The organism is Streptomyces sp. NPDC088725 (assembly GCF_044751305.1).
Taxonomy (GTDB): Bacteria; Actinomycetota; Actinomycetes; order Streptomycetales; family Streptomycetaceae; genus Streptomyces.
Window position 1 is genome coordinate 288,399 of record NZ_JBIVLO010000001.1, and the last position, 21,470, is coordinate 309,868.

At 66.2% G+C, this 21,470-nt stretch carries 23 protein-coding genes and 1 pseudogene; 10 read left to right on the forward strand and 14 right to left on the reverse strand.

From position 1 onward, the window contains the following. Nucleotides 1-6: 6 nt before the first annotated feature. The 5 genes from ACIP6N_RS01235 to ACIP6N_RS01255 all read right to left on the reverse strand — a co-directional run bounded on the left by ACIP6N_RS01235 (nucleotide 7) and on the right by ACIP6N_RS01255 (nucleotide 4,140). Nucleotides 7-198, reverse strand: coding sequence for a hypothetical protein (locus ACIP6N_RS01235; protein WP_401811859.1), 192 nt, complete (start codon nucleotides 196-198; stop codon nucleotides 7-9). After that, entirely contained in the window at nucleotides 195-1,736 is a 1,542-nt protein-coding gene (locus ACIP6N_RS01240) for a hypothetical protein (RefSeq protein WP_401811861.1), read from the reverse strand. The genes ACIP6N_RS01235 and ACIP6N_RS01240 overlap by 4 nt, the downstream gene beginning before the upstream one ends. After that, the gene (locus ACIP6N_RS01245) at nucleotides 1,733-2,386 is read right to left on the reverse strand and encodes a WhiB family transcriptional regulator (protein WP_401811863.1); all 654 of its coding nucleotides are present in this window, start codon (nucleotides 2,384-2,386) and stop codon (nucleotides 1,733-1,735) included. The genes ACIP6N_RS01240 and ACIP6N_RS01245 overlap by 4 nt, the downstream gene beginning before the upstream one ends. Nucleotides 2,387-2,546: 160 nt before the next feature. Next, complete coding sequence (locus tag ACIP6N_RS01250) at nucleotides 2,547-3,239, reverse strand: hypothetical protein (protein WP_401811864.1); 693 nt, start codon at nucleotides 3,237-3,239, stop codon at nucleotides 2,547-2,549. Between the two features lie 7 nt (nucleotides 3,240-3,246). Further along, the gene (locus tag ACIP6N_RS01255) at nucleotides 3,247-4,140 is read right to left on the reverse strand and encodes a helix-turn-helix domain-containing protein (protein WP_401811866.1); all 894 of its coding nucleotides are present in this window, start codon (nucleotides 4,138-4,140) and stop codon (nucleotides 3,247-3,249) included. Nucleotides 4,141-5,283: 1,143 nt separating this feature from the next. Here ACIP6N_RS01255 and ACIP6N_RS01260 point away from each other — a divergent pair. Beyond that, nucleotides 5,284-6,714 carry a helix-turn-helix transcriptional regulator gene (locus ACIP6N_RS01260; RefSeq protein ID WP_401811868.1) on the forward strand — a complete coding sequence of 477 codons (1,431 nt, stop codon included), beginning with the start codon at nucleotides 5,284-5,286 and terminating at the stop codon, nucleotides 6,712-6,714. Nucleotides 6,715-6,807: 93 nt separating this feature from the next. Then, nucleotides 6,808-7,215: an acyl-CoA thioesterase gene (locus tag ACIP6N_RS01265; RefSeq protein WP_401811870.1), complete on the forward strand. Its 408-nt coding sequence runs from the start codon at nucleotides 6,808-6,810 to the stop codon at nucleotides 7,213-7,215. Nucleotides 7,216-7,217: 2 nt separating this feature from the next. Here ACIP6N_RS01265 and ACIP6N_RS01270 read toward each other — a convergent pair whose 3' ends face one another. From ACIP6N_RS01270 to ACIP6N_RS01290, 5 genes and pseudogenes are all read right to left on the reverse strand, one after another. Beyond that, nucleotides 7,218-7,607 carry a hypothetical protein gene (locus ACIP6N_RS01270; protein ID WP_401811872.1) on the reverse strand — a complete coding sequence of 130 codons (390 nt, stop codon included), beginning with the start codon at nucleotides 7,605-7,607 and terminating at the stop codon, nucleotides 7,218-7,220. Between the two features lie 96 nt (nucleotides 7,608-7,703). Continuing rightward, nucleotides 7,704-7,982, reverse strand: a complete 279-nt coding sequence (trxA, locus tag ACIP6N_RS01275; RefSeq protein ID WP_401812603.1) for a thioredoxin — start codon at nucleotides 7,980-7,982, stop codon at nucleotides 7,704-7,706. A 70-nt stretch (nucleotides 7,983-8,052) separates the two neighbouring features. Further along, nucleotides 8,053-8,391 (reverse strand): annotated as a pseudogene (locus ACIP6N_RS01280) (NAD(P)/FAD-dependent oxidoreductase); the annotation flags it as partial. A 947-nt stretch (nucleotides 8,392-9,338) separates the two neighbouring features. Next, entirely contained in the window at nucleotides 9,339-9,596 is a 258-nt protein-coding gene (locus tag ACIP6N_RS01285; RefSeq protein ID WP_401811873.1) for a helix-turn-helix domain-containing protein, read from the reverse strand. Nucleotides 9,597-9,747: 151 nt separating this feature from the next. Beyond that, nucleotides 9,748-9,996: a hypothetical protein gene (locus ACIP6N_RS01290; protein ID WP_401811875.1), complete on the reverse strand. Its 249-nt coding sequence runs from the start codon at nucleotides 9,994-9,996 to the stop codon at nucleotides 9,748-9,750. A 544-nt stretch (nucleotides 9,997-10,540) separates the two neighbouring features. Here ACIP6N_RS01290 and ACIP6N_RS01295 point away from each other — a divergent pair. Together ACIP6N_RS01295 and ACIP6N_RS01300 are read left to right on the forward strand one after the other, a co-directional pair. Further along, the gene (locus ACIP6N_RS01295) at nucleotides 10,541-10,774 is read left to right on the forward strand and encodes a DUF397 domain-containing protein (protein ID WP_401811877.1); all 234 of its coding nucleotides are present in this window, start codon (nucleotides 10,541-10,543) and stop codon (nucleotides 10,772-10,774) included. A gap of 186 nt (nucleotides 10,775-10,960) precedes the next feature. Further along, nucleotides 10,961-11,800, forward strand: a complete 840-nt coding sequence (locus tag ACIP6N_RS01300) for an SAM-dependent methyltransferase (protein ID WP_401811878.1) — start codon at nucleotides 10,961-10,963, stop codon at nucleotides 11,798-11,800. 33 nt (nucleotides 11,801-11,833) lie between these two features. Here the strand turns inward: ACIP6N_RS01300 and ACIP6N_RS01305 are convergent, their stop codons facing one another. Continuing rightward, nucleotides 11,834-12,730 (reverse strand): helix-turn-helix domain-containing protein, encoded by an 897-nt coding sequence (locus tag ACIP6N_RS01305; RefSeq protein WP_401811880.1) that lies wholly within the window; start codon nucleotides 12,728-12,730, stop codon nucleotides 11,834-11,836. Nucleotides 12,731-14,081: 1,351 nt separating this feature from the next. Here ACIP6N_RS01305 and ACIP6N_RS01310 point away from each other — a divergent pair. Continuing rightward, complete coding sequence (locus ACIP6N_RS01310; protein ID WP_401811882.1) at nucleotides 14,082-14,801, forward strand: hypothetical protein; 720 nt, start codon at nucleotides 14,082-14,084, stop codon at nucleotides 14,799-14,801. Nucleotides 14,802-14,876: 75 nt separating this feature from the next. Here ACIP6N_RS01310 and ACIP6N_RS01315 read toward each other — a convergent pair whose 3' ends face one another. Together ACIP6N_RS01315 and ACIP6N_RS01320 are read right to left on the reverse strand one after the other, a co-directional pair. Further along, the gene (locus tag ACIP6N_RS01315; protein ID WP_401811883.1) at nucleotides 14,877-15,350 is read right to left on the reverse strand and encodes a hypothetical protein; all 474 of its coding nucleotides are present in this window, start codon (nucleotides 15,348-15,350) and stop codon (nucleotides 14,877-14,879) included. 226 nt (nucleotides 15,351-15,576) lie between these two features. Then, entirely contained in the window at nucleotides 15,577-15,813 is a 237-nt protein-coding gene (locus ACIP6N_RS01320) for a hypothetical protein (protein WP_401811884.1), read from the reverse strand. A 260-nt stretch (nucleotides 15,814-16,073) separates the two neighbouring features. On the opposite strand from ACIP6N_RS01320, the gene ACIP6N_RS01325 reads away from it, so the two are divergent. Further along, on the forward strand, nucleotides 16,074-17,096 hold the full coding sequence (locus tag ACIP6N_RS01325; protein ID WP_401811886.1) for an NAD-dependent epimerase/dehydratase family protein: 1,023 nt from the start codon (nucleotides 16,074-16,076) through the stop codon (nucleotides 17,094-17,096). A gap of 8 nt (nucleotides 17,097-17,104) precedes the next feature. Here ACIP6N_RS01325 and ACIP6N_RS01330 read toward each other — a convergent pair whose 3' ends face one another. Further along, a complete protein-coding gene (locus tag ACIP6N_RS01330; protein WP_401811887.1) occupies nucleotides 17,105-18,424 on the reverse strand; it encodes a DNA-binding protein in 1,320 nt (439 codons plus the stop codon). Nucleotides 18,425-18,863: 439 nt separating this feature from the next. On the opposite strand from ACIP6N_RS01330, the gene ACIP6N_RS01335 reads away from it, so the two are divergent. The 4 genes from ACIP6N_RS01335 to ACIP6N_RS01350 all read left to right on the forward strand — a co-directional run bounded on the left by ACIP6N_RS01335 (nucleotide 18,864) and on the right by ACIP6N_RS01350 (nucleotide 21,411). Beyond that, nucleotides 18,864-19,229 (forward strand): ATP-binding protein, encoded by a 366-nt coding sequence (locus ACIP6N_RS01335; RefSeq protein ID WP_401811888.1) that lies wholly within the window; start codon nucleotides 18,864-18,866, stop codon nucleotides 19,227-19,229. Continuing rightward, the gene (locus tag ACIP6N_RS01340; RefSeq protein ID WP_401811889.1) at nucleotides 19,226-19,711 is read left to right on the forward strand and encodes a hypothetical protein; all 486 of its coding nucleotides are present in this window, start codon (nucleotides 19,226-19,228) and stop codon (nucleotides 19,709-19,711) included. The genes ACIP6N_RS01335 and ACIP6N_RS01340 overlap by 4 nt, the downstream gene beginning before the upstream one ends. A gap of 6 nt (nucleotides 19,712-19,717) precedes the next feature. Next, nucleotides 19,718-20,665, forward strand: a complete 948-nt coding sequence (locus ACIP6N_RS01345) for a Scr1 family TA system antitoxin-like transcriptional regulator (RefSeq protein WP_401811890.1) — start codon at nucleotides 19,718-19,720, stop codon at nucleotides 20,663-20,665. A 71-nt stretch (nucleotides 20,666-20,736) separates the two neighbouring features. Further along, nucleotides 20,737-21,411: a class I SAM-dependent methyltransferase gene (locus ACIP6N_RS01350; RefSeq protein ID WP_401811892.1), complete on the forward strand. Its 675-nt coding sequence runs from the start codon at nucleotides 20,737-20,739 to the stop codon at nucleotides 21,409-21,411. Nucleotides 21,412-21,470 lie beyond the last annotated feature (59 nt).

The following is a 21,470-nucleotide window of genomic DNA, read 5'->3' on the forward strand; positions in this document are numbered from 1 at the left end:
GCCGGTTCAGCCGCACTCGGGACAGCGCCCGATGTGGCTGCTGAGCGCCCGGGCCATCCGTGCCTTCGTCGACGCGGCTTGCTTCGCGCTGGACTTTGCCGCCGGCCTGCCCTCGTGCCGTTCGGCGTGAGCGACCATGTAGCCGATCTCTCGCTCGTACTCCGCGCGGACGGTCTTGAACTGGTGGCAGGTCTTCATCGGGCGGTACTCCTAGTCGTCGTGGTGTCGTCGCTCCGCAGTTCTTGGAGGACGAGGCTCAGTCGGTCGTTCCGGCCGCCCTTGAGGCCCTCGCACCGGAGGATCTCCCGCAGCTGCACCCGGGTGACGGACTCGTTGCCGTCGCGCGCGAGCAGGGCGGGGACATGGGGACGGACCTGCTGGACGAGCTGGTCCACGGACTGCTCCGCATCGCGCGGCAGACGCTGCGTCTGCGGGCTGTGGGACCGGCCACTGCGCTTGCCCTTGCTCTTGGCTTTCGTGGTCGGCTTACGCCGGAGGGGAACCTCGTGTCCCTGGTCCCCGATGGGCTCGGTGTCGGTCGGTCCCCGGTCCCCGGCGGGTGCGGTCCCCGACTCGGCGGCCCTCGGTCCCCCGTGCGATACCGGGTCCTGAGCAGGCACTTCAACCGCAGGACCGCCGGTCCCCGCGCTACCGTCGTGTCCCTCGCTGGGCTCCGTCTTGGCGGGTTCGGTCCCCGCATCACGGTTCTCGGTCCCCGCCCCGGTCCCCGCCCCCGGGGCGTGGTCCCCAGGTGTGGGGAGCGGTCCCGTCTCGTTGCGCGGTCCCCGGTCCCCGACGAGTTCGGCGGGAAGGTGGGGACCGACCGTGGGGACCGCCGAGCCGGGGGCCTTCGGCGAGTGGACCTCGCCTGTCGCGTCACTGCCCTGGTACGGGGACCAGGGAGAGGGCAGCGGGACCGTGGCGAGCGCGAGGGCGTGCCGGCGGGCGGCGAGCTGGTCGAGCAGCTGCGCGCGCTGGAGGGGGTCGGTGCCGACCGAGGCCCTGCCGACCGCCTTCGACAGCCGCTGGGTGAGTCGTCGGCCGCGCCGGCCCTGCCGCTGTTCAGGCGTGCGCTCCGCGAGGCGGGCGGCCAGGGCGACCGCTCGGGTGGTGGCCCTGTCACGGGTGATTTGCGCGGCGTCGCGGTCTCGGGCGGCGATGCCGAGGCGGGACAGCAGCCGTTCGCGTGTCTCCCGTCCCAGGGTTGCGATCAACCCGTGGGAGGCGGCGCCCGGGGTGCGCAGACGCAGTTCGATGCCCATGGCGAGGTGCCACAGCATCGCTGCCATGATCGGTCCGACGAAGGCCCGGACCGTACCGCCGACGGGACCGCTCTCGGCGAAGGCCGGGATCACTTGCACGCCGGTGATCACCCAGACGAGCGTGCCCGGCAGTCCTGGCGCCCCTTGGGTGGCCAGGTTCTGGCGGGCCATCAGCGCGGTCGCGAAGAGCGCGAGCTCGGCCGCGGCGAACATGCCGACGCGCTCGGTGGTGCCGGCCATGTCGAGGTAGTCGGCGGCGAAGCGCCAGCTCGTGTCCGCGCTGTAGGCGGTGCAGCCGAGCGCGGCGAGCGCGGCGACCTTGACCGCCGGGCTGGTGAGACGTTTCTGCGGATGCGCGTCCCGGCGCCGGATCGCCCAGCCGGTCAGCACCAGGGCGAGGGTGGCGGCCATGCCGATCGCGAGGAGGAGAGGCAGGTCCGGAACGGCACCGAGGGACAGGACGGGGCGGGTCATGCGGCCTTTCCGAGAGGGGCGTGCGCCGAAGTCGACGTCACCGGTCGCGTCACCGGACGGGAGACAGGCTGACTCGTGCCGGGCTTGGTGGGCTTGGGGCCGCCTTTTGTCTGGGCGGCCTTCGTCCGCTTCTTCTTGGGCCTTGGCACGCCGTAGGTGCGGTCGCGGTCGAGGACCTTGTTGGCGGACTGCCGGAGCAGGTCACGGGCGTGTTTGTGGCTGATCTGCAGGGCGGCGGCGAGCCGATCGGGTCGCCAGCCCCGGACGTAGGCGTGGTCGATGACGACCTGGCGCTCTGACTCGGTCAGGTGCACATCGCGTCCGTTGAAGAACGCGCTCACGCGGGTGTAGTCGAGGCGCTGGGGCAGCCCGTCGTGCCACGGGCGCCGCTCGGCGTCGGTGAGCCCGCCCCAGATACCCTCCTTGAGGGCGTTCTCCAAGGCGTAGTTGAGGCAGTCGCGGCGCACCGGACACAGGCCGCACAGTTCCTTCGCCTCGGCGATAGCTTCGTGGTCCCGGGGCAGCGGGAAGAACACGGCGTCGGCGTCCTCGGGGTCCATGCCGTGGCACACACCGCGGTTGTGCCAGCTGGTGTCGCCGATGCCGCGCAGGCCGGTGGCTGGCGCGCTGTGGGTGGTGATGTGGCGCAAGGTGATCTCCGATGTGCTGCCGCCTCGGCCGGTCGGGGCCGGCGCTGGGCGGACGCGGCGTCTGGTGCTGGCTGCGGCGCAGGGGCACGCGCCGCAGCCGAGGCGGGACGGTGGTGTCGTGGCGGTGCACCGGACGGAGTGCACCGGCGTTGCGCGCCGATCAGGCCAGCGCGTGCTGCTGGGCCTGCCGGGCGGCGGCGAGGTCGAGGCGGCTGGGGTGCGGGGTGGCACGCGGGGCGGTTCCGCGTGCTCCGTCGTCGGGGCCGATCCTTCGGCGGCGACACGGCTCACCGGCCTGGGCCAGGCACCACTCGCAGCGGACACCCAGGGCGTCGGGCTGGCCCTGGGAGACGGCTGCCTCGCGGGCCGCGCGGGCGGGCCGGTAGGGAGCGAGCGTGGTTCGGACCGCGGGTGGTATGCAGGAACCGTCCTCCCGCAACCTCGCTTCCAGTTCCGGATCGCGCCGGCCGCTGGTGATGGCGCGGTACTGCGCGGGCTGCGCGGAGCCGGTGCCCACCGCGCGTCGCGTACCGACCAACTCGGCGGTCCAGGCGGCTTGGTCGTCCGGGTCGACGGATGGCGTGGGGTCGGTGTGTCGGCCCAGGCGCTCGCGTCGGTAGCTTTCCCACGGGCGGGCGATGTCCGCGGGCAGAATTTGGTACGGCGAGATCCGGATGTGCTGCCGGGCAGCGGCGCGGGCGTCCCAGCCGTGCGCGGTGGCCATCGGAACGTCGCCGAGCAGTTCGTGCCACTGGGCGAGCTGGTCGCGGGCCTCGCCCTGGTCGGTGCGGATGGTGCGGGGGTCGAGTCGGCCGAGGTAGGCCAGAAGGGCTGCGATTTCGCGGCGATCCATGGTGTGGCTACTCCGTTCCGGTCGGCTCGTCGAGTGCGGCGAGGAGGGCGGCGGTGTGGGCCTCGGCCCGAGTCATGCCACCCGGCTGAGCGGGTCCTTTGCCGGGCAGGGCGTAGAGGTTCGGGCGGCCCGGGGCGTGCTCTCGGGCGACCCAGGAGCGCCAGTCGGCCGCCCAGGCACCCGCCGACCGCGGTTTGAAGTCGGCACGGTGCGCGCGCCACTTCGCGTCGGCTGCCTGCAGAGCGCCTTCGCCGAGTCGGTCGAGATGTCCCTGCTGGCGGGCCCAGGCGTGGGTTGCTGGGTCGACCTGCCACTCGGCGGCCGAGGTGACGGCGGTACCACTACTGCTGTACCTACGGTTCACCTTCGGTTGACTACGGTTCTGGGGGTCGGAATCCGTACCTTCGAAGGTACGGATTCCGGCACGTCGGGGGGTCGGAATCCGTCGCGAGGGGGCGGAATCCGAACCGGTCGGATTCCGCCGTAGGGGTGCCGAATCCGTACGGGTCTTGGGCCAGATCCCGTACCGCTGGAGCTTCTCCGGCTCCAGCTCCGGCACCGGGCCCGCGTCGGCCGGCTCACCCTCGACGTCAGGGTCTTCCTCCCTGACCGCGTCGACCCTGGCCAGGAGGGCGGCGGCGCGGGGCAGACGGTAGACCGTCGTACGAAGCGGCCCCTGGTAGTCGTCAAGCAACTCCAGCTCGTCGTCGTCGGCAAGAGCCTGGAGAGCCGTGCGTACGGCGGTCCGCGACGCGTTTGTCCGCTTGATCAGGCTCGTCAGTGAGGCCCAGGCCACACACTGCTTGTCGGGCACCCGGTCGGCGAGCGAAAGCAGGACCAGTCGCGCGGTCCCCCGGCTGGAGCTGTGCTCCCACACCCACTCGCGGGCATCGACGCTCATCGGCCGCTCCCGTTCAGGAGATGGGGCCGACGGCTCGCCGGGGCGGTGATGGTGTGCTCCGGCTCGGGGCGGGACCGCGCCGAAGCGGAGGTGGCTGCCGCGCAGGCCAGGCGGAAGGGCCTTTTGCGCAGGGCAGGATGCATGCAAGAATCCCCTTTGAAGTGCTGCCACGCTGAGACGCCCGGTGGAATGGGATCAGCGTGGTGATGGTGGGCAATCTCCGCCCTTGCCGGGGCGGGTTATGCCGTTAGGCGTACGGCGTTCGGGAGTTCGTACCTCTCGGACGCCGTCGCTGTTTTCAGACCTGTGTGGTCCGGTCCGTGTGCCGCTCTCTCCTCGCATTCGCAGTGCCAGGGCGGGCTGCCCGGGGGGACGACGAACATACGCAGGTACGCGTGCCAAGATCCAGAGTTAGCTCTTAACCTCTGTACTAGTTGCAGATAGTGACCGGGAGATGCCACCAGGTCGCCTCTCGAAAGGGTCGGCTCAGGCCGGTGGGGAATCGTTGCCGCGATTACCTGTCGACGGGCGCCATAGATGGAGGCGACGGGCGGGGGCACGGCAGCAGGCCGCTCGCTCCGGGCTCCGGAGATGAGCTTCACTGTGACCCCCTGCATGTCTCATACCGCGACGATGAGTTGAACCTGCTGGCCAGAGCGATTTAAGCCAAGCTTTGCCAAGACAGTCAACGTGATCTTTTGTCCGCTTTGAGTGCATAGCTTGTCGCGTCGAGTCGCGCCTCGTGGCGCACGCGCGATCCCGCAAGTCGCTTGCCATATAAGGGAAATGGGAATTTCCTGGAAGCCTGAAACAGCATTAGAGAATGCGGTTCGGGTCGGCCAGGAAGTAGATCGACGAAAATCGGCAACCTTTTGCCGGTTTCTCCGGCGTCTTGCTTATTGATCAAGGTGAGTGCCCGTTTCGGGCGTGACCGTGCCGCAATGTCGGACGCAGGTAGTTCGCTGTTAAACCAGTGTGAAGGGTTTCCTTTGCGTGTTCTGCCACCTGCGCGCAAGATCGTTTAAATGTTGCGTATGGTTCCTGTGGGAGACAGTGGGTCGGGGGTTCAGTGCACGCGTGCTGAACCCTTTTCTGCGCCCGGAAGTGGAAGTCTCCGGAGAGGCGTAAAGGGGCAAGTTTCTCGTGGTCACGAATGGACAGAGCTGCGGCAGCGACGACGCTGCGGGCGAGGAGATTCCGAGTCAGGGCGCCGGCCTGGCGGACAGAGAGACCTCGGGGGATGGCGAACAGCCGGTAGCCGGCCAGTTCATGGGGTTCGGCGCGCTGCTACGCAGATGGCGAAAAGGGGCACGGGTCAACCAAGCAAGGGCGGCCAAGGCCCTGGCCATGGGCGAGCGGACGTACCGCAAGATCGAGCGCGGCGCGATCCCGCCCAGACTGACCCGGGCGCAGTGCGAGTCCCTGGCGGCCTTGCTTGACCTGGACCGTGACGAACGACATGCGCTGGTGCTTTACAACACCGGTTGGGGCTTGGTGCCGCCGAGCGGCGCAGGGCAGCCGGAGCTCCAGCAAGCGCTGCGCCTGCTCATCGATCGGCAGATGCCCAGCCCCGCCTACCTGTGCGACCGGTACTGGAACATTCTCGGCTTCAATACCGCGATGGCCGAGTGGTGGCCCTGGGTGATGGAACCGGGCGCGAACCTCATTCGCTGGGCCTTGACCGAACCGGAGGCGCGCACGCAGTACCAGGACTGGGATCAACACGCCTCGGCCTACGTGAAGATGCTCAAATTTGCCCAGGCCACCAAGCCGGACGACACCGAGCTGGGCCGGCTGATCGACGATGTCAAGAAGGATCCCGACGCTCGGCACGTCTGGGACACCGAGCACGACATGGGCGAGACGCGCGACGGCCACGTCTTCCGGATGAACGTGCAGGCACTGCACTGGGAGACCGTCGAGGTCGTCAGCCATGTCCTCTACCCGGCATCGATGCCCGACTGCCGCTTCGTCGTGATCACTTGGGTCGAAGGCAACGGGGACGACGAACGCGACGCCCTCGGAGGCACCCGTAACTCCTGGGCCACCACGACGGCAGACCAGGACGATGTGGCCACGGCGCAGCTGCATGCACAGAACCGCGCGGCCGAGGACGCCGCCACCCGCTGGCGCAGGGAAGCGGCGGCACTCGCCTCCCGGGCGGTCGTGGCCACCGCCGAGGAGGCGGCGGCCCAGGCCGGGACGGACGGTGTACCGCTGTCGGCCATCAGCCAGGTTCTGGGCCCAGATACCCAGCTGACCCTCGCCCCCGATAAACGCACCGTGGTGTGGGCAGTGGAGGAGGCGATCGGATGCTGGTCCGTTACCCACGTTTCACCAGCCGCAGTGATCTCCCGTGTGCCCAGCAGCGGCCAAGATGATTCCTACCTCTCCGAGATGCGCCAGCTGGTCCGCGCCACGCTGCCGGCCGACCCTGCGGAGGCAACCGTCCGCATCGGACAGCTCCTCGACGAACGCGACACCGAGCAGCGTGTGCTCCGCGATGTCCTGCACGCAATTCAGGAGAGCGACACCGGCGAGCCGGATGCCCGGGAAGTGGGCCAAGAGCCCTAGATCACCAGCGCCGCCGCGTAGCGGCCCCGCGCGCCGACGTCCTGCCGGTGCATCCGCCGTCGCACCCACCCCTTCGCACAGAAAGACCTTCTCGTGAATACGTACACCTATCCGCTGCCGTTGCGCTGGGCTGACGCAGACGCCTACGGGCACGTCAACAACTCGCTGTTCCTCACGTATCTGGAGGAGGCGCGGACGCGGATGTTCGAGGACATGCTCCCTGTTGACGTGACCGAACGACGCCAACGCGCCTTCGTGGTCAGCCAGTCGGTCGTCGACTACCGAGCTCCGCTGACCTACCGTGAGGAATCGGTCGACGTGGAGGTCTGGGTCGTCAGCTGCCGTGGGGCGCGGCTCGAACTCGGATACGCCATCAAAGACGCCGAGCGTACGTACGCCGAGGCCGTCACGAAGATGGTCGCGTACAACCTGGACACCGGCCGACCGCGGCGTATCTCGGAAGGTGAGCTGGAGTTCCTCGCTCGCTACACGGAATCCTGATCTCAGCGCACAGGGGCAGGACGGATGCCCTCGCGCACGGGCGCGGCGTTCAATACGGACGGGGCACTGCGCCGGACCGTTCGGCCATGCGCGGTGAGCTGGCGGCAGGCGGGAGCGCCAAGGATCGTGTCGAGCTGGTACTCCGACCGTCGTGACAGCGCGTCTGACTCAGGCCGCGGTGCTGGCTGAGCGGCCGCGCGCCATTCGGTCAAGCTGCTCGCGGCGAGGTCACGCGCGCGCACCAGCGCGGGACGTTCCGCGCGTGCTGCCTCCCGGTCGTGGTCGGCGACCACGACGGAGACCACGCTCCCGGGGTCGAGCTCGCGGGCGCGGAGCGCGGCACTGATGCCGGCGTCGCCCCCACTGATGGCGACGATGCGTTTGCTGATCACCGTGGACGTCCAGGCAAGGACGGGCGTCGTACGCACGCTGGGGAGACGGGACAACACCCGCCCGGCAGCAGCTGCCGCCGGGCACCGGGTGCGCAGTCAGGTAATGATGTCGCCGAGGTCGCGTTCGAGGACGGCCTTCGGCTTGGCGCCGACGAGAGTCTTGGTGACCTCGCCACCGACGTAGAGGTTCATCGTCGGGATCGACATGACGCCGTACTTGGCTGCCGTGGCCGGGTTCTCGTCGATGTTGAGCTTGACGATCTCGATCTTCTCGCCGTGCTCGGCGGCGATTGCTTCCAGCGAGGGGGCGAGTTGGCGGCACGGACCGCACCACGCGGCCCAGAAGTCGACGAGTACGGGTTTGCCACTGGCCAGGACGTCTGCCTAGAAAGAGTCGTCGGTAACGTTCTTGAGCGCCATGGCGGCCTCCTGTGCGGAAAGGTGATCAGGCGTTCGCGGGGGTCCTGTCCGGCTCGGCGGTCATCTCGGCGTCGGTGAGGGCGGCGAGGTAGCGCTCGGCGTCCAGAGCTGCGGCGCATCCCGAACCGGCGGCGGTGATGGCCTGGCGGTAGGTGTGGTCGACCACGTCTCCCGCACCGAACACGCCGGGGATGTTCGTACGGGTGGAAGGGGCCTCGACCTTGAGGCACCCCTCGTCGTCTAGGTCCAGCTGACCGGTGTACAGGCCGGTACACGGGTCGTGCCCGATCGCGATGAACAGCCCGGTGGCCGCCAGGTCACGGGTCTGGTCCGTGAAGGTGTCGCGCAGGACGAGGCCGGAGAGCATGCCGATGAGGCAACCGCAGCCGCGCTGCGTCTGTTCGACAACGATGCCGGTTGGTCTCGGAACCGCTGGGCGTGCCGGTCGAGGAACTGGAGCGTGAGGCGAAGTCGGTTTCCGCCGCTCGGGCCAAGGAGGTCATCGAGTCTCTGCGTGCCCGCGCGGAACGTCCGCGAACGCGCCGGCCCCGTCCGCGGGCGGCCGTTCCAGCCGGGTCTGCTTCGCCTTCGCCATCCGCTGATGCCCATCCGCCGTTTCGCGCGCCGGATATCGGCCCGGCTGATGCCGTCTGAGAACGGCCTAGGGCCCGGACTCTTCCCGCCCACCGGCGTAATCAGTCTGGGCCCGTATCAGTTGACGAACAGCTTGCCCTGATCGGGGAGCCGACGCCCGTACGGATCCCTGCTGCTGACTGGGCTACCTGGCTGGCCGACGAATCCGTCCGTGCCCGTTACTGGACCAAGGTCCACCGCACGTCGTCACAGAACGAGTGCTGGTTCTTCTTCGGCGCGATCTCCAGTACGGGCCACGCATCCTTCCGAGCTACTTTCGGCCCGGGAGAACTCGGCGCGATACCGCGCCCAGCCATCTGTACGGCTATCAGCTCGCGCACGGCGTGATTCCTCGGCTGGGCTGGGGCACCGACACCCCGACCGTCTGCCACACCTGCGTCAGCCACTCGTGCCAGCAGCCGGCGCACCTGCGGCTGGGCACGGCGACGGAGAACAGATCGGAGTGGCTGGCCCGGCGCCGAGACCCCGGTAGTCCCCTGGCCGACCTACGCGGCCCGGCCGGACGCTCCCGGGCGATCGGTGGGGCCATACGCGCCGGCTTGGCGAACCGCGAGTCCGAGCGGGAGATCGCGGGACGAATTCGAGCGGCGATCGCAGCAGGCAGGCCGCTCAGCCTTTGGTGACCCTCGTTTGCCGCCATTTTGTACGGCTGAGTTCTCAGACGCGTGTACGTCTCTGTTGGTCTTCGCGGACCATGAGGAGGACGATCGGGTCGGCGCCGCAAGCGCGGGCGAACCGTTCGAGCATGAGGCGGCTGGGTAGCTCCGCTCCTGCGAGGTAGCGGCCGAGATCGAGGGACGACACACCCACGCTGGCGGCGACTTCATCCTGGGGCATCCGTGCTAACTGGAGAACCCGCTCCATGATCTGCCCTATGTGCCATCGGGGAATCCTGAATCCTTCGTCATGGTCCATGCAGGTGGCCTTGATCCGAAGTAGAGGTTCAACTGAGCATGTGCGCAGCGCTCTGACGGGCCGAGCGCGTGCACCTGGACGTGCGGTTCACCACAGCTCGCGGAGCCGGGGCCGGCGGTCGCCCCGTACCGAGGAGACCGCCGGAACTTCGCTAGCTGTCCTTGAGCATCCGGTAGAGCTGGTAGCCGTGAGAGATCAGGTTCAGCGCTACCGTGACGTGATCGAGTGGAGTCGCGGGCGGCTCCTGCAACGACAGAACTACGCCAAACGTCTGCGTGACCACAGCCAACTGGTTGGTGAGGCAGATCGAGCAGATGGCGCCCCGGAGGTGGCTGCTAGCCTCTTTTGCACGGGCGCGCATGCTGCGCTTGCCGCCCATGCGGTCAAAAGAGGGCGTCATGGACGTATCTCCTTTGGTCGGAGTAAACGCAGGGCCCTGGCGCTACGGCCTCGAAACTGTGCAGCCAGGGTCCTGCGGCTAATCAGCTGATCAGCTGGCTCAGACAGTAGTGCGCAGAACATCCCCTCCCGGCCAGGTATCGCGCCCCTAGTGCGCCCCACCGAGTTGCGCGTCGTGGGCGAATGACACCACCTTTTTCGCTACGCGGGCGTCAGTGAGGACGTCCCGCGTTTTCTGGCGCCCAGCGCACGCGAAAACTTCGGCATCATTGCAGGTCAGAGCCCATTTCGACGTTAAGTGAACATATGTTTGATGCATATTCGCCTGTTCCTATACGGCTCTACCGAGGGCACCTCCAAGCCGGTGCGACGGTATGGAAAGAAGTTGGCGATCATGTGCATTTGCGCGCGGGCGCACTTCCTTGAACCTCGAATTTCTTGCGCGCCGGGGTATAACTGCCCCGGCGAGCGGTGATACTCCTACCGATCGCAGGCGTGCAATTGCACGCCTGTAACGGGGAAGTACAGACCGCGGAGGTGGCGTGATGACGCAGCCCAGTACCGTGCGAGTCGGACGTAACGACGCGAAGTCCGCCTGGAAGAAGAGTTCGTACAGCGACCACAACGGCGACTGCGTCGAGCTGGCCGAGTTTGGTGACGTGGTGGCCTTCCGTGACTCCAAGGACCTCTACGGGCCCGTGGTCTCGGTAGGGCGGCGGACGATGGCGACCTTCGTCTCCGCTCTGACGAGCGGCCAGATGGCCGCTGGCCGGCGCTGAGGTGATCGGCCACCTCGCGCCCGCCGAGGTGGCCTCGCCGACCAAGATCACATCAAAGAAGCACGGCGGCTCTAGAACTGCCCCGTACTGACGGGTCATCATGTGAGGCGTGCAACTGCACTCCTTCATTGGTCAGTTCACACCACGGGTGCTCAGTAGCGTGACGACAGAGGGGTGGATGTCCAAGTGGATGGCGTCGGCAAGAAGACTGGGCTCTCAGGCGAAGGGGCAACCGACTTAGGCCAAGATCGGCCACACAGCGCCCGTATGTACGACTACTACCTGGGCGGCAAGACCAACTACGCAGTCGACCGCGAAACTGCCGACGCTGTTATCCAGCAGTTCCCTGCCATCGTGACGGCGGCCCGCATCAACCGCGCCTTCATGCACCGGGCCGTTCACTTCCTCGCCGCGGAGCGCGGCGTCCGGCAGTTCCTCGACATCGGCACCGGCATCCCTACCGCGCCCAACCTCCATGAGGTGGTGCAAGCGGTGGACGTGCGGTCCAAGGTGGCGTACGTCGACACCGACCCGATCGTCTTGGCGTACGCCGATTCGCTCCTTACTAGCTCTCGGGAGGGCGAGACGAGCTACCTGGAAGCCAGCGTCACCGATCCCGAGGCGGTCATCGAGGCCGTCAAGGAGGACGGCAGCATCTCGTTCAACGAACCCGTGGCCTTGACGCTTCACGCCCTGCTGCACTTCGTCCCCGACGGGCAGGACGCGTACGGGGTCGTGGAACGGCTCCTCGACGAGCTCCCGCCGGGTTCGTACCTCAGCCTGTCGCACTGCACCGGTGACTTCGCCCCTGAGTCCTGGCAGGCCATCACGGATCTCTACACGCAGAGAGGCACCCCGACACAGGTGCGTTCCCATGCCGAGGTACTTCGCTTCTTCGATCGCCTCGATCTAGTCGACCCCGGCCTTGTCGTTGCTCACCGTTGGCGACCAGCGCCGGCCAGCGGCCCCAGCTTGGCGAGGGATGCCGACGCGTCTCTCTACGCGGGCGTCGCCGCGAAAAGGTGACTCGTCCCTCTCTCGGTCTCTGCGCCTTGGGCGCTACTGCTTAGCGAGCAGATCGAGAAGGCGTTGTTTCGAGCGCTTCTTCGTCAGGCTGGCCGTCAGGAGGCGAGCAAAGCTCTTGCTGCGATGCTCCACCTCGTCCGTTTCCTGGCAGACGAGACCGCTCTCGTGACGCTCCTCGTAGAGGACCGTGGGGAGCAGTTGCTCCTGGAAGTCGAACAACATGGTCTGCCCGATGCCGATCGGCGTGTCCAGGCGCGATAGCTCCACGATGTGCAGGCTGAAGCGCGGATCATCGGCCAGCTCGACAAGGTGGCTGATCTGGCCCCGCATGACCTCCTTGGACCCGAAGCCTCGAATGAGGCTCACCTCATCGAGGAGGCAGAGGTAATGAGGCAACTGGGTTTCACGGAAGTGCGCTTGACGCTCCAGCCGGAACTGCACCCGCTTCTCGATCTCCTCCTCGGGTGCTGTCGGTATCCCGACCCGGATCACGGCGCGGGCGTATTCGGCGGTCTGGAGCATCCCGGGCACACGGTCGCGGTCGTACACCCGAATCAGCTTGGCACCCTCCTCCAACGTCACCAAGGTGTGAAGCTTTTCCTTGGCCACCCCACGCCACTCCGGCCCTTGCCACCAGCGGCGCCGGTGAGCGTTGTCCAGGACCTCCAGAAGGTGCGCCTCTTCTTCGGGGCTCGCCCGGTAGACCTGGAGGGCCTTGCGCACGAACTCGGGCTTGCAGGGGGTCTCGCCCGTCTCGTTGCGGGAGAGGACGTACTTGGAGACACCTAGTAGAACCGCGGCTTCCTGCTGCGAGAGTTCCAGTGCATCGCGGAGCCCCCGCAGCCCATGGCCAACTACCATGTGCTGCGCCTTTGGCACGGCCTTGTGGAGTTGTCGAACCAGCCGTCGCGCCTGCGGTTGGGCTCCCACTTAATCTCCTCAGGTGAACAACACTGCTACGTCGCGCAGTTAAACGCGACCGCCATCGTGCCGCCTGTCCGTGACTGGTACACAGCAAATCGGATAACTGACTCAATCATGCCTATTTGTTCGGTCATGAGGTTGCCCGAGGAAACTGCTGGTAGCGGCACACGGCGTACATATGCTGAAGGCGTATGCCGAGCGTAACGTCTCAGCGAAGTGACCGAACTCGGTCGTGCAACTGCACGGAACAGCCGCCGTTTTGGGCATGGGGTTGGCCGGAACGTAGGCCCTGCGATGAGGGTGCAGTGGCCCTTCCTTGCTGCGGTGCGTGCTGATCTCTTCCGTTGAAGGGAGCCCGTACGGGCGGCTTGAGGCGGTGCCGCTCATTGGCAGAGCTGCGGGTCGTGGGCACCCCTGGGCGCGTCCCCAGGTACGTGGAAGCGGGTGGATCCCCGGCGACGGGTTGCCATGGGGTCGAAGTCGACCTCGCGTAGCTCTTCGCGGAGGAGAAACGGCTCCCCCTCAAGTACGCCGGAACCCACCCCTGTGATGCCCATCCGCCGTTCCGCGCGCCGGATGTCGGCCCGGCTGATGCCGTCTGAGGACGGTCCCGGGCCCGGGCACCGACACCCCGACCGTCTGCCAAACCTGCGTCAGCCACTCGTGCCAGCAGCCGGCGCACCTGCGGCTGGGCACGGCGGCGGAGAACCGTGCCGAATGGATGGCCCGGCGCCGAGATCCCGGTAGTCCCCTGGCGGATCTTCGCGGCCCGGCCGGACGCTCCCGGGCGATCGGCGCGGTCATACGCGCCGGCTTGGCGCGAACCGCGAGTCCGAGCGGGAGATCGCGGGCCGAATTCGAGCGGCGATCGCAGCAGGCAGGCCGCTCAGCCTTTGGGGACCCACCTCTGCTGCCGCGCGGTTTCGCGCGGAGTGCAACGTGCATCCCGCGGCGCAAGCCGTCGGAGAACCCATTCCCTGAGCCCCTCGACGAAGAGAGGTCCCCTCATGCCCCAGAAGAGCATCGCCCGGCACGCGATCGACGCCGCGGCGGCGATACGAGAGATGAACCATACAACCGTCGCGCCGGAAGTTCTGCGGTATCCGCCTCGGGTCTGTTCCACATGGGTACGACGGAGGACAAGGCATGGCCGGCACCTGGTTCAGTCCCGTCAAGACCGGTGGCGTGGTGCCACCACGGCAAGGCGGTGCGGCGGTGAGCTGACACCTGGCCAGAACAACAGGAAGCCCCGCACAGGCCGCCAGGAAGGCAACAGGTACGGGGCTACGTCATAGTCATTGCGAGATACCGATGATCGAACTTCCCCGAGTGGAGAGCTCTAGCGCATAATCAGTTCATGCTTACGAGTCTCCTGCCGGGGTTCCGCCACTTACGCACGCCGTTCGCCGTGGGGGCTATAATATCCTTCACATGGTGGATTTGGTATGGCGCTTCCATTCCCACTCATAATGAAATGCACGGCTTCTCTGGACACCTATATGCACTGGCAGAGTTCACTGGAAGGCCAATCGCGACAGCCGCTGCGGCGTTCATCATCTACATAATAGGTGACATCCTAAAACTTTCATCCGATCAACTATCGATCCTCAACCGAAGTCCCCATCTGTCCATAGTGAACTACTTCGACTTGCGTCAATTTGCCCGCGGAGCCTTCGAAAAACGCGCACCTCACGGTGAAACTTCCGGGCTTGTGGACATCCTCACACGCAAGATATTCGAGAATGAATTTTCCGAGATTCGAATTCGCCTTATAACTAGCCACCTAGATCTCTACCTAGAACACGACAGAGCTGAAGCCGAAGGGGAATTCCGCGCCAACGTGGCAATATTCTCTACCCTACTCTGGATAACTCTGGCGTTCAAATGGTCACCTCTCTTCGCTCTCGCCTTGGTCGCTTCGGCGATTCTTTTTGTTAACGGGCTACGCACGTTAACGGATGCTAACAAAATCATAGTTCAGGCTCTGGTATCTGGTGTCGTCACCTCCCGCTATTACGAAGAAGAGAAACGGCGCGATCAGGCGAGTGAGGGCGAATCCGCACGTAATAACAACTGAACGGCCGACAACGGCCCGCTCCTTGAGAAGCGGGCTGTTGTCGTTACGGTCGGCAGGGTGACGGCCTGGCCCCGGTCACGTCACCGCGCTGTTGAGGTCGCGTTCGGGGTGCTTCGCGCAGACCTCCAGGGTCTTGGCTTGCGCCTGCTCGAAGGCCCTGGTCACAGCCGACTTGTTGGTTCCGCGGGCATGCGACTCGGTGCTACCGCCGGGGCGGAACACTGTCCGCAGTTCAGCTGACTTCCTGGTGTAACTGTCGGACTCGAATTCCCATACCCACAGGCTGTTCATGGAAAGAGGCTCATAGTCGAGGGTTGCGTCCGGGCCCATGGGGGCCGTCAGCCTGTGGACGAATTGCCGGTCCGGCACCCGCGTCCAGACTGCTCCACCACCTGTCCACGTCTCTCGTTCTTCGGGGCCGACTGCCCCGAGGTGTTTGATCTTGTCCTCGGACCAGCCCTCGGTCCGTACGGCGTCAGACGCGTCAGCGTGATCGACGTTCCACTGGTCGGCGATATCTTGAGCATGCTCGCGCTCGGCGAATGGCACCTCTCGCCCGTCCAGCACGAGGACGAAGACGGGTTCGATGCTGTAGGACGTCCCCTCCGGCGCCGGTTCGCTCGCGTCTTCCCGCGGAGCGGGCGATGCGCCGGACCTCTGCCGGGGGCCGTCGGTAGCCCCTGTGTCGCAGAGGCGAGACCGGAGTGCTGAAGGAATGCCGGGAGCGGCGCGGTTGGGTCCATGGCCCAATCCACGGCGGCGATGACTTCGTCGTCTAGAGCATCCAGGGCTCGAACATCGATTCAGGCTTCCGCAGGTCTGTGACGAAGCCCTCGCCTCGTATCCACCCCGGCGGCCAGCGCTCGCCGTGCCCGCTCACAAGGTCACGGAACCGTTCGGCCGATGCCAGGTCATCGAAGTACTCCGTCGGCCTGTCAGGCCCTTCTCCCCGCCAACGGACGATGTACCTCGGTCCGCTCTTCTTCCGCTGCTGGGTCTCCACGGAAGCCATGAATCGACCATAAACGACCGACGCTGCCCACTCCTCGCCCACTGATGCCAATAAAAAACCCTTCCGACCGGCGTTTCCGCAGGTCAGAGGGGTTCTCTTGAAGTGGAGCCTAGGAAAGTCGAACTCCTGGACCCGAACTTGGCGCTCGCCCAGCCGGGCCGGCACGGGTCCGGTGCCTCGTGGTGGTCGGAGCGCAACTCACGCCGCTTACGCGGGACCCCTTGGTAGCCACCGGCTCCCGATTCATGCAGGATCGCGGCATGCGTATTTTGGTCCTGGGTGGAACTTGGTTTCTCGGACGCGAGATTGTAAGGCGAGCCGTTCAACGTGGTTGGCGAGTAACGACTTTCAACAGGGGACGGTCCGGTGTCGACCACAAGGAAGCGGACGCGGTACATGGCGACCGTACGGTCCAGCAGGACTTGTTGAAGCTTGCTGATCACGGTCCGTGGGACGCGGTAATCGATACGTCCAGCTCGGAGCTTTCGCCACGGGACGTCCTGGTGGCGGCGCGCGCTCTGCGAGAGGCCACTGGTCGGTGGATCCACGTCAGTACGGTCTCCGTGTACGCCGGGTGGCCTCATCAGCACCTCACGGAGGAGTCTCCGCTCCTTGAGGCGCCGTTCGACGCTGATGAGCATTTCGGCTACACGGGAGAGGACGGCAGCCCCACGCGGTACGGCTTCCAGAAGGCCGGCGGTGAGGCTGCGGTGCGACACGTATACGGGGACGGTGCGGTCTTCCTGCGGCCCGGCGTGATTCTCGGGCCCGGAGAGTATGTGGGGCGACTGCCGTACTGGCTGGACAGGGTGTCCCGAGGAGGCCGGTTTCTGGCACCTATGCCGACTGAGCGAAGGATGCAGCCGGTTGACGTCCGGGATGTTGCCCGTTTCGCGCTCGATCAGGCGGCGGCATCAACGTCCGGCGGCTACAACCTGGCCCACCCTGTCGGCATTACCTGGAGAGACTTCGTCGCGAGCTGTCTGGCGGTGACTGGCGGGTCGGGCACGCCGATGTGGGTTGATCCAGAGGATCTGTCTGCAGCCGGGGTGAAGCAGTGGACCGAACTGCCGCTCTGGCGGACTCACGCTGGTGTCTGGGATGTGGACGCAGCCCGGGCTGTGACGGCTGGCCTGCGCTGTCGTCCGATTTCGGAGACGATCGAGCAGACGTGGCATTGGCTCCGGGAGGGTGGACGACCGGTGGACCACCCGCGTTGGGCCGAGCATGGGTTGGAAGCGGCCAAAGAGGTCCGCATCCTGTCCACGCTCGACACCCAGTAGGCGCGTAGTCAGCTCTCGATTGCCAAGACGTTGGCGCTGTTAAGCCTCTGCTGGCTGGCGAGTCGAGAGAAGTCTTCGACTCGCTCGGCCAGCTGATGAGCGATCTGCGAGCCCTGGAAAGCAGGCGCGGAAAGGGCTACCCGCAGAGTATTCGTGCGTTCCAGCAGGCCCGCGACGCGCTTCTCCGGCGGCACTGCCCAGACTGTCTCCAGGATCTCTGCCGCCGCGTCCACGTCACGCTTCAGTACCATGGCGGAGGCCAGATCCGCAGCCGCCTTACCTCGAACGGACACTGAACGGTGGGCGGTTGGCCGGGCGTTGAGGAGCGCCAGGGCACGCTGCGCGGCTGTTTCAGCACCCTGCCCGTCCTCCAGGAGGAGGCAGGTTGTGCCGTTGGACATGACGAGGCGTTCTTCTGCGAATCCGAACTCGCCGTTGATCGAGTCGTGCAAATCGTCACGGAGGCCCTGTGCTTGATTTGCCGAGGCGTGTAGAGCGCGATGAGCGAGATCGTGGTCACCCAGGTGACCGTGTGCTCGGGCCTCAATCGCAAAAAGCCGACGCCGCCCGACGTCGCCCAGGCCGGGGTAGGAGAGGGCTTCGCGCACGAGACGGACAGCGTGGCCGGGCCTTCCGGTGAAGTAAAAGCAAATGGCCAGGCTGCCCTGGGCGTAAGCACGTAGAGGTGTGAAGCGCGCTGTCTCGGCATACAGGGCCGCAGAGCGTGCCAGTCGGGTGGCATCCTCCAAGGCGCCCATGTCGAAGGCGGCTTGGGACAGCAGTGCGCACGCCTGGCCGGCCGCGATGAGGAGTTCCTGCTGCTGTTGCGGCACACGTGTCAGATCGCGCTGGTGCTCGGCCTCCGTGCGTAGGCTACGAGCTTTACGAAAGACCGTCAGCGGCGACAATTCGTGGTATTGGCGGGCCAGCGTTACCAAATCATCTCGAAGCTGATCGACAGTCATATCGGAGATGGACTGTGCGGCAGTGGCTCCCGCGTCGTTGGACGCGGCATGTGCAGTCATAGCGATTTCGCTTTCCAGGTCGGGCGTGGGGGAAGAGGTAGTGGGGGCTACCTGCGTTCCGGGTTCCTGGAAGAGGCCGTTGACGGGAGTGTCGAACATCTCTTGCAGAACCCGGCGCGCATCCGTGCTGGGGAGGCTCTGGAGCTTGCCGGCCGTCCAGCGTCGGTACGTCGCTTCAGACACCGAGATCGATGTCCCAAGCAGTCTCACTGCTGTGCGCTCGAAGGCCCGACTGAAGTCCTTGTAGGACCAGTTGCGTTGATCCACCAGCAACTTGAGAAGCGTTCGTGCTGTCGTGGCCATGAGCCGCGCTCCCTCGTATCAGGGGATCACCGGGTGGTGTGGTGTAAGGATTCTCCGGGCCCTCACCCAGGAGATACAGAGCTTCGCCGGTATTTCGCAATGACCGCATGCGAAGTGACAGGTAGATGACGCGATGGTGAGTCCCTACGCCAGCCTTTGCTTCCTGGATGACAGGAAGAAGCCATGGTGACGACACCCGCTGGGGGCTCATTCTGGTCCGCATCCGCGTAGCCGCCGATCGCGACGGCCAGATACTCCCGACTCTGTGGAGGACGCCATGACGCTTGCTGTCCTGAGTGCGACCGCCTCTAGGGCCGTTCTTCGGCACATTACGGGTGATGCCGCGAGACCGGCCGAGCCGAGTGGCGCTGTCATCCGGCAGCACCAGAAAAGACCGTCAGAAGGCTGCCTCATGCAAATGCTGTTCTCGTGCTCTCGTGTGGCTGAGCACGTCGCGACGGCGCGGCGTACGGGTGCGGCGTGCCTCCGGGACTGGGGGCTCGACGATCTGACCGACACTGTGAAGTTGCTGATCAGCGAACTGGTCACCAACGCGGTTCTGCACGGCTGGGGCGACGAGGTACTGCTCTCGCTCGTGATCCAGGATGGTGAAGTCCGCCTGCAAGTGAAGGACGGCTCGCCCTGTCGCCCGCGCATGTCGGTGGCTGAGGTCGGAAGCGAGGGCGGGCGGGGCTTGTTCCTCGTGGACCAGTTCTCGGACCGGTGGGGTACGAGCGAGGACGGAACCTGCACTTGGTGCGCCCTGGCGATCGGGGACCATGAACCCCGGAGCGTCCCTCGGTGAGCGGGCGAGCCTTCGTGGTTATCCCGAGCGGCCTCGACGTGGCCCCGGTAAGGACCGATCCGGCGACCGGCACCGGCCTCTCGTGGCGGACGGATGACGGGTTCCTTGAGCAGCTGTTGGATGCCCTTCAGAAATCGCTTTTCAGCGGCGGGGAGTTGCCTACCCAGCACCGTGACGCGCTGCGGCGGTCCGTCCGCTTCGTCTTGGACGGCCGCTACGCGAGCATGCCGTCGGAGACCCTGGACGCGCTGATCACCACGCTACGCGTGCAGGTGCTGGCCACCCGGCCGTACGCGCAGGCTGCGTCTGGCGCGGACACGGTGGGCGTGGAGGCGCCGGTGGTGTTGGCGGCACGCGCGCTGGTGGAGGAGCCCGTCGATCCGTACGGTCGGCGGCTGGCCGCGGTCAGGCTCGCTAGGGCGGGCCGGGACCTGTTGGCGTTGATCGATGTCGGGACTTCAGCCGGCTCCAGCCCCTTCTGACGGCCTGTGCATCCGCTCATCCCCTGCCTGCTGGCGGGTTTCACCGCTCTGACTGTTCTGATCACGTGGCGCTTCACACCAACCGAGTACGAGAAAGGCACACCAGTGGAAACACAGCCGTCCGTGGCCGCCGAGGTGAAACGGGCGACCCCGGGAGCCCTCGTGGTAGGTGCTTACGCCCGGAGGGTGCGTGCGGTGCAGGGCCTCACGCTGGGTGAGGTCGCCCGCGTCGTGAGGCGCGACAAGACGACCCTCAGCGAGTTCGAACGGGGGCTCGCCCGGCTGCGAGGCACGGAGGTGGCCGAGCTGTTGGTCGCCATGGGAGTGGATGGCGAAGAAGCTGAGGTCTTTTGGCGGCTCACGGAATCACCGGGATACCGCGAGCTGAATGTTCTTTTTGACCGGGAGCCTGGGTGGGCCCAGCGGGTGGCGGCTTGTGAGCGTCAGGCCAAGTCGCGCTTTTCTTATTCCACTTGGGCAATTCCACACGCCCTGCAGACCCCCCGGTACGCGGAGGCCCTGCACTATCCGTGGTGGCGGCGCTCCAGCGAACATGCCGCCCGCGCCTTGCCCACGTATCACGGCCAGGTGGTCACGGTGCTCGTGGCGGAACCAGTTCTTCGACAACCCGTTGGCGGGCGCGAAGTCATGGCGGAGCAGCTCAACTTCCTCCAGCGCGAAGTCAGGCGCCGGTCCATCCGGCTCCTGGTCGTACCCCGCACCGCCGGACTCGTTGCCCGGAGAGGTGTCTTGACCCAGCTTCACCTCCATGGACAGACCCTGTGGGTCGAGGAGGCGGAAGGCGTGTTCTACGCCACGGGGCCGAAGGCCGGCCAGGCGAGGCGAACGCTCATGACCGCCGCCATGTCCGCCGCCGTGTCGGAGAAACGCAGTGCCTACATGCTGGCCCAGGCATGCAATCACTTCGAGAGACGAGCGGGTAATTCGCGATAAATGCCACAGTGCGTAGAGCGATCGTTTCGAAAGAGAAATGACATGTCTCCTACTGTCAAATTCTGCGGGACATGCCAGGGGACCGGTTACCAGAAAACGTCCTGAGGAAACCCGGTTGCCGATCTCGATGCCGAACTTGGCGGCGTGAGGGAGAACTTGTGTCTATCAAAACGGCCTCACCCGCACTGTCCTCCGAGGACTGGGACGCACTGATAAGGGATAGGCGGGTTCGCTTCCACACCATCACTGATCGAGAACTCTTGCAGTTCCGGCGTCACTTCTTCGATCCTCGCGGTCGTGTGGCTGTTGACGCGGGATGCGGGACGGGCGCGTTCGCCCGGCAGCTTCACGCGTACGGGTACGACGTCACCGGCTTGGATTTCTCGGCGGCCGCCCTGACCGCTGCCCGCATCACCGGCCTGCGCGGACTGCGCTACGTGGCTCACGACATCACGGCGGGGACGCTGCCCGCTCTGCCCCGTCAGGGCATCGACTTGGTCGTGTGCCGGCACACGATCGGGTACCTGGCGGAGCCGGCCGCCTGGGCGTCACGTGTGCGGACCGACTGGCTCACGCCGGGCGGCCAGATGTACGTCGTGACGCAAAAGGCAGGGGGCGAGGGGCGGCTCGGCGCCCTCACCCAGGAAGAGATCAGCGAGGTTGCTCGCGGATGGGCGCAGGTCGTCCAGTACGACATGGGGCACAGCGCGTACCTGATGCTCCGCAGCCCAACGCCGCCCTCGTAACCAGCCCGTTCGGCGCCGAGCCCCCGCGCGCGTCGTGTTCCGCGCAGGCAGTGCCGGCG

Coding starts and splice junctions, on each gene's coding strand:
- ACIP6N_RS01235 (WP_401811859.1), bottom strand. CDS start 198: ATGAAGACCTGCCACCAGTTCAAGACCGTCCGCGCGGAGTACGAGCGA.
- ACIP6N_RS01240 (WP_401811861.1), bottom strand. CDS start 1,736: ATGACCCGCCCCGTCCTGTCCCTCGGTGCCGTTCCGGACCTGCCTCTC.
- ACIP6N_RS01250 (WP_401811864.1), bottom strand. CDS start 3,239: ATGGATCGCCGCGAAATCGCAGCCCTTCTGGCCTACCTCGGCCGACTC.
- ACIP6N_RS01255 (WP_401811866.1), bottom strand. CDS start 4,140: ATGAGCGTCGATGCCCGCGAGTGGGTGTGGGAGCACAGCTCCAGCCGG.
- ACIP6N_RS01285 (WP_401811873.1), bottom strand. CDS start 9,596: ATGGACCATGACGAAGGATTCAGGATTCCCCGATGGCACATAGGGCAG.
- ACIP6N_RS01290 (WP_401811875.1), bottom strand. CDS start 9,996: ATGACGCCCTCTTTTGACCGCATGGGCGGCAAGCGCAGCATGCGCGCC.
- ACIP6N_RS01295 (WP_401811877.1), top strand. CDS start 10,541: ATGACGCAGCCCAGTACCGTGCGAGTCGGACGTAACGACGCGAAGTCC.
- ACIP6N_RS01310 (WP_401811882.1), top strand. CDS start 14,082: ATGCTTACGAGTCTCCTGCCGGGGTTCCGCCACTTACGCACGCCGTTC.
- ACIP6N_RS01320 (WP_401811884.1), bottom strand. CDS start 15,813: ATGGCTTCCGTGGAGACCCAGCAGCGGAAGAAGAGCGGACCGAGGTAC.
- ACIP6N_RS01325 (WP_401811886.1), top strand. CDS start 16,074: ATGCGTATTTTGGTCCTGGGTGGAACTTGGTTTCTCGGACGCGAGATT.
- ACIP6N_RS01330 (WP_401811887.1), bottom strand. CDS start 18,424: ATGGCCACGACAGCACGAACGCTTCTCAAGTTGCTGGTGGATCAACGC.
- ACIP6N_RS01350 (WP_401811892.1), top strand. CDS start 20,737: ATGCCAGGGGACCGGTTACCAGAAAACGTCCTGAGGAAACCCGGTTGC.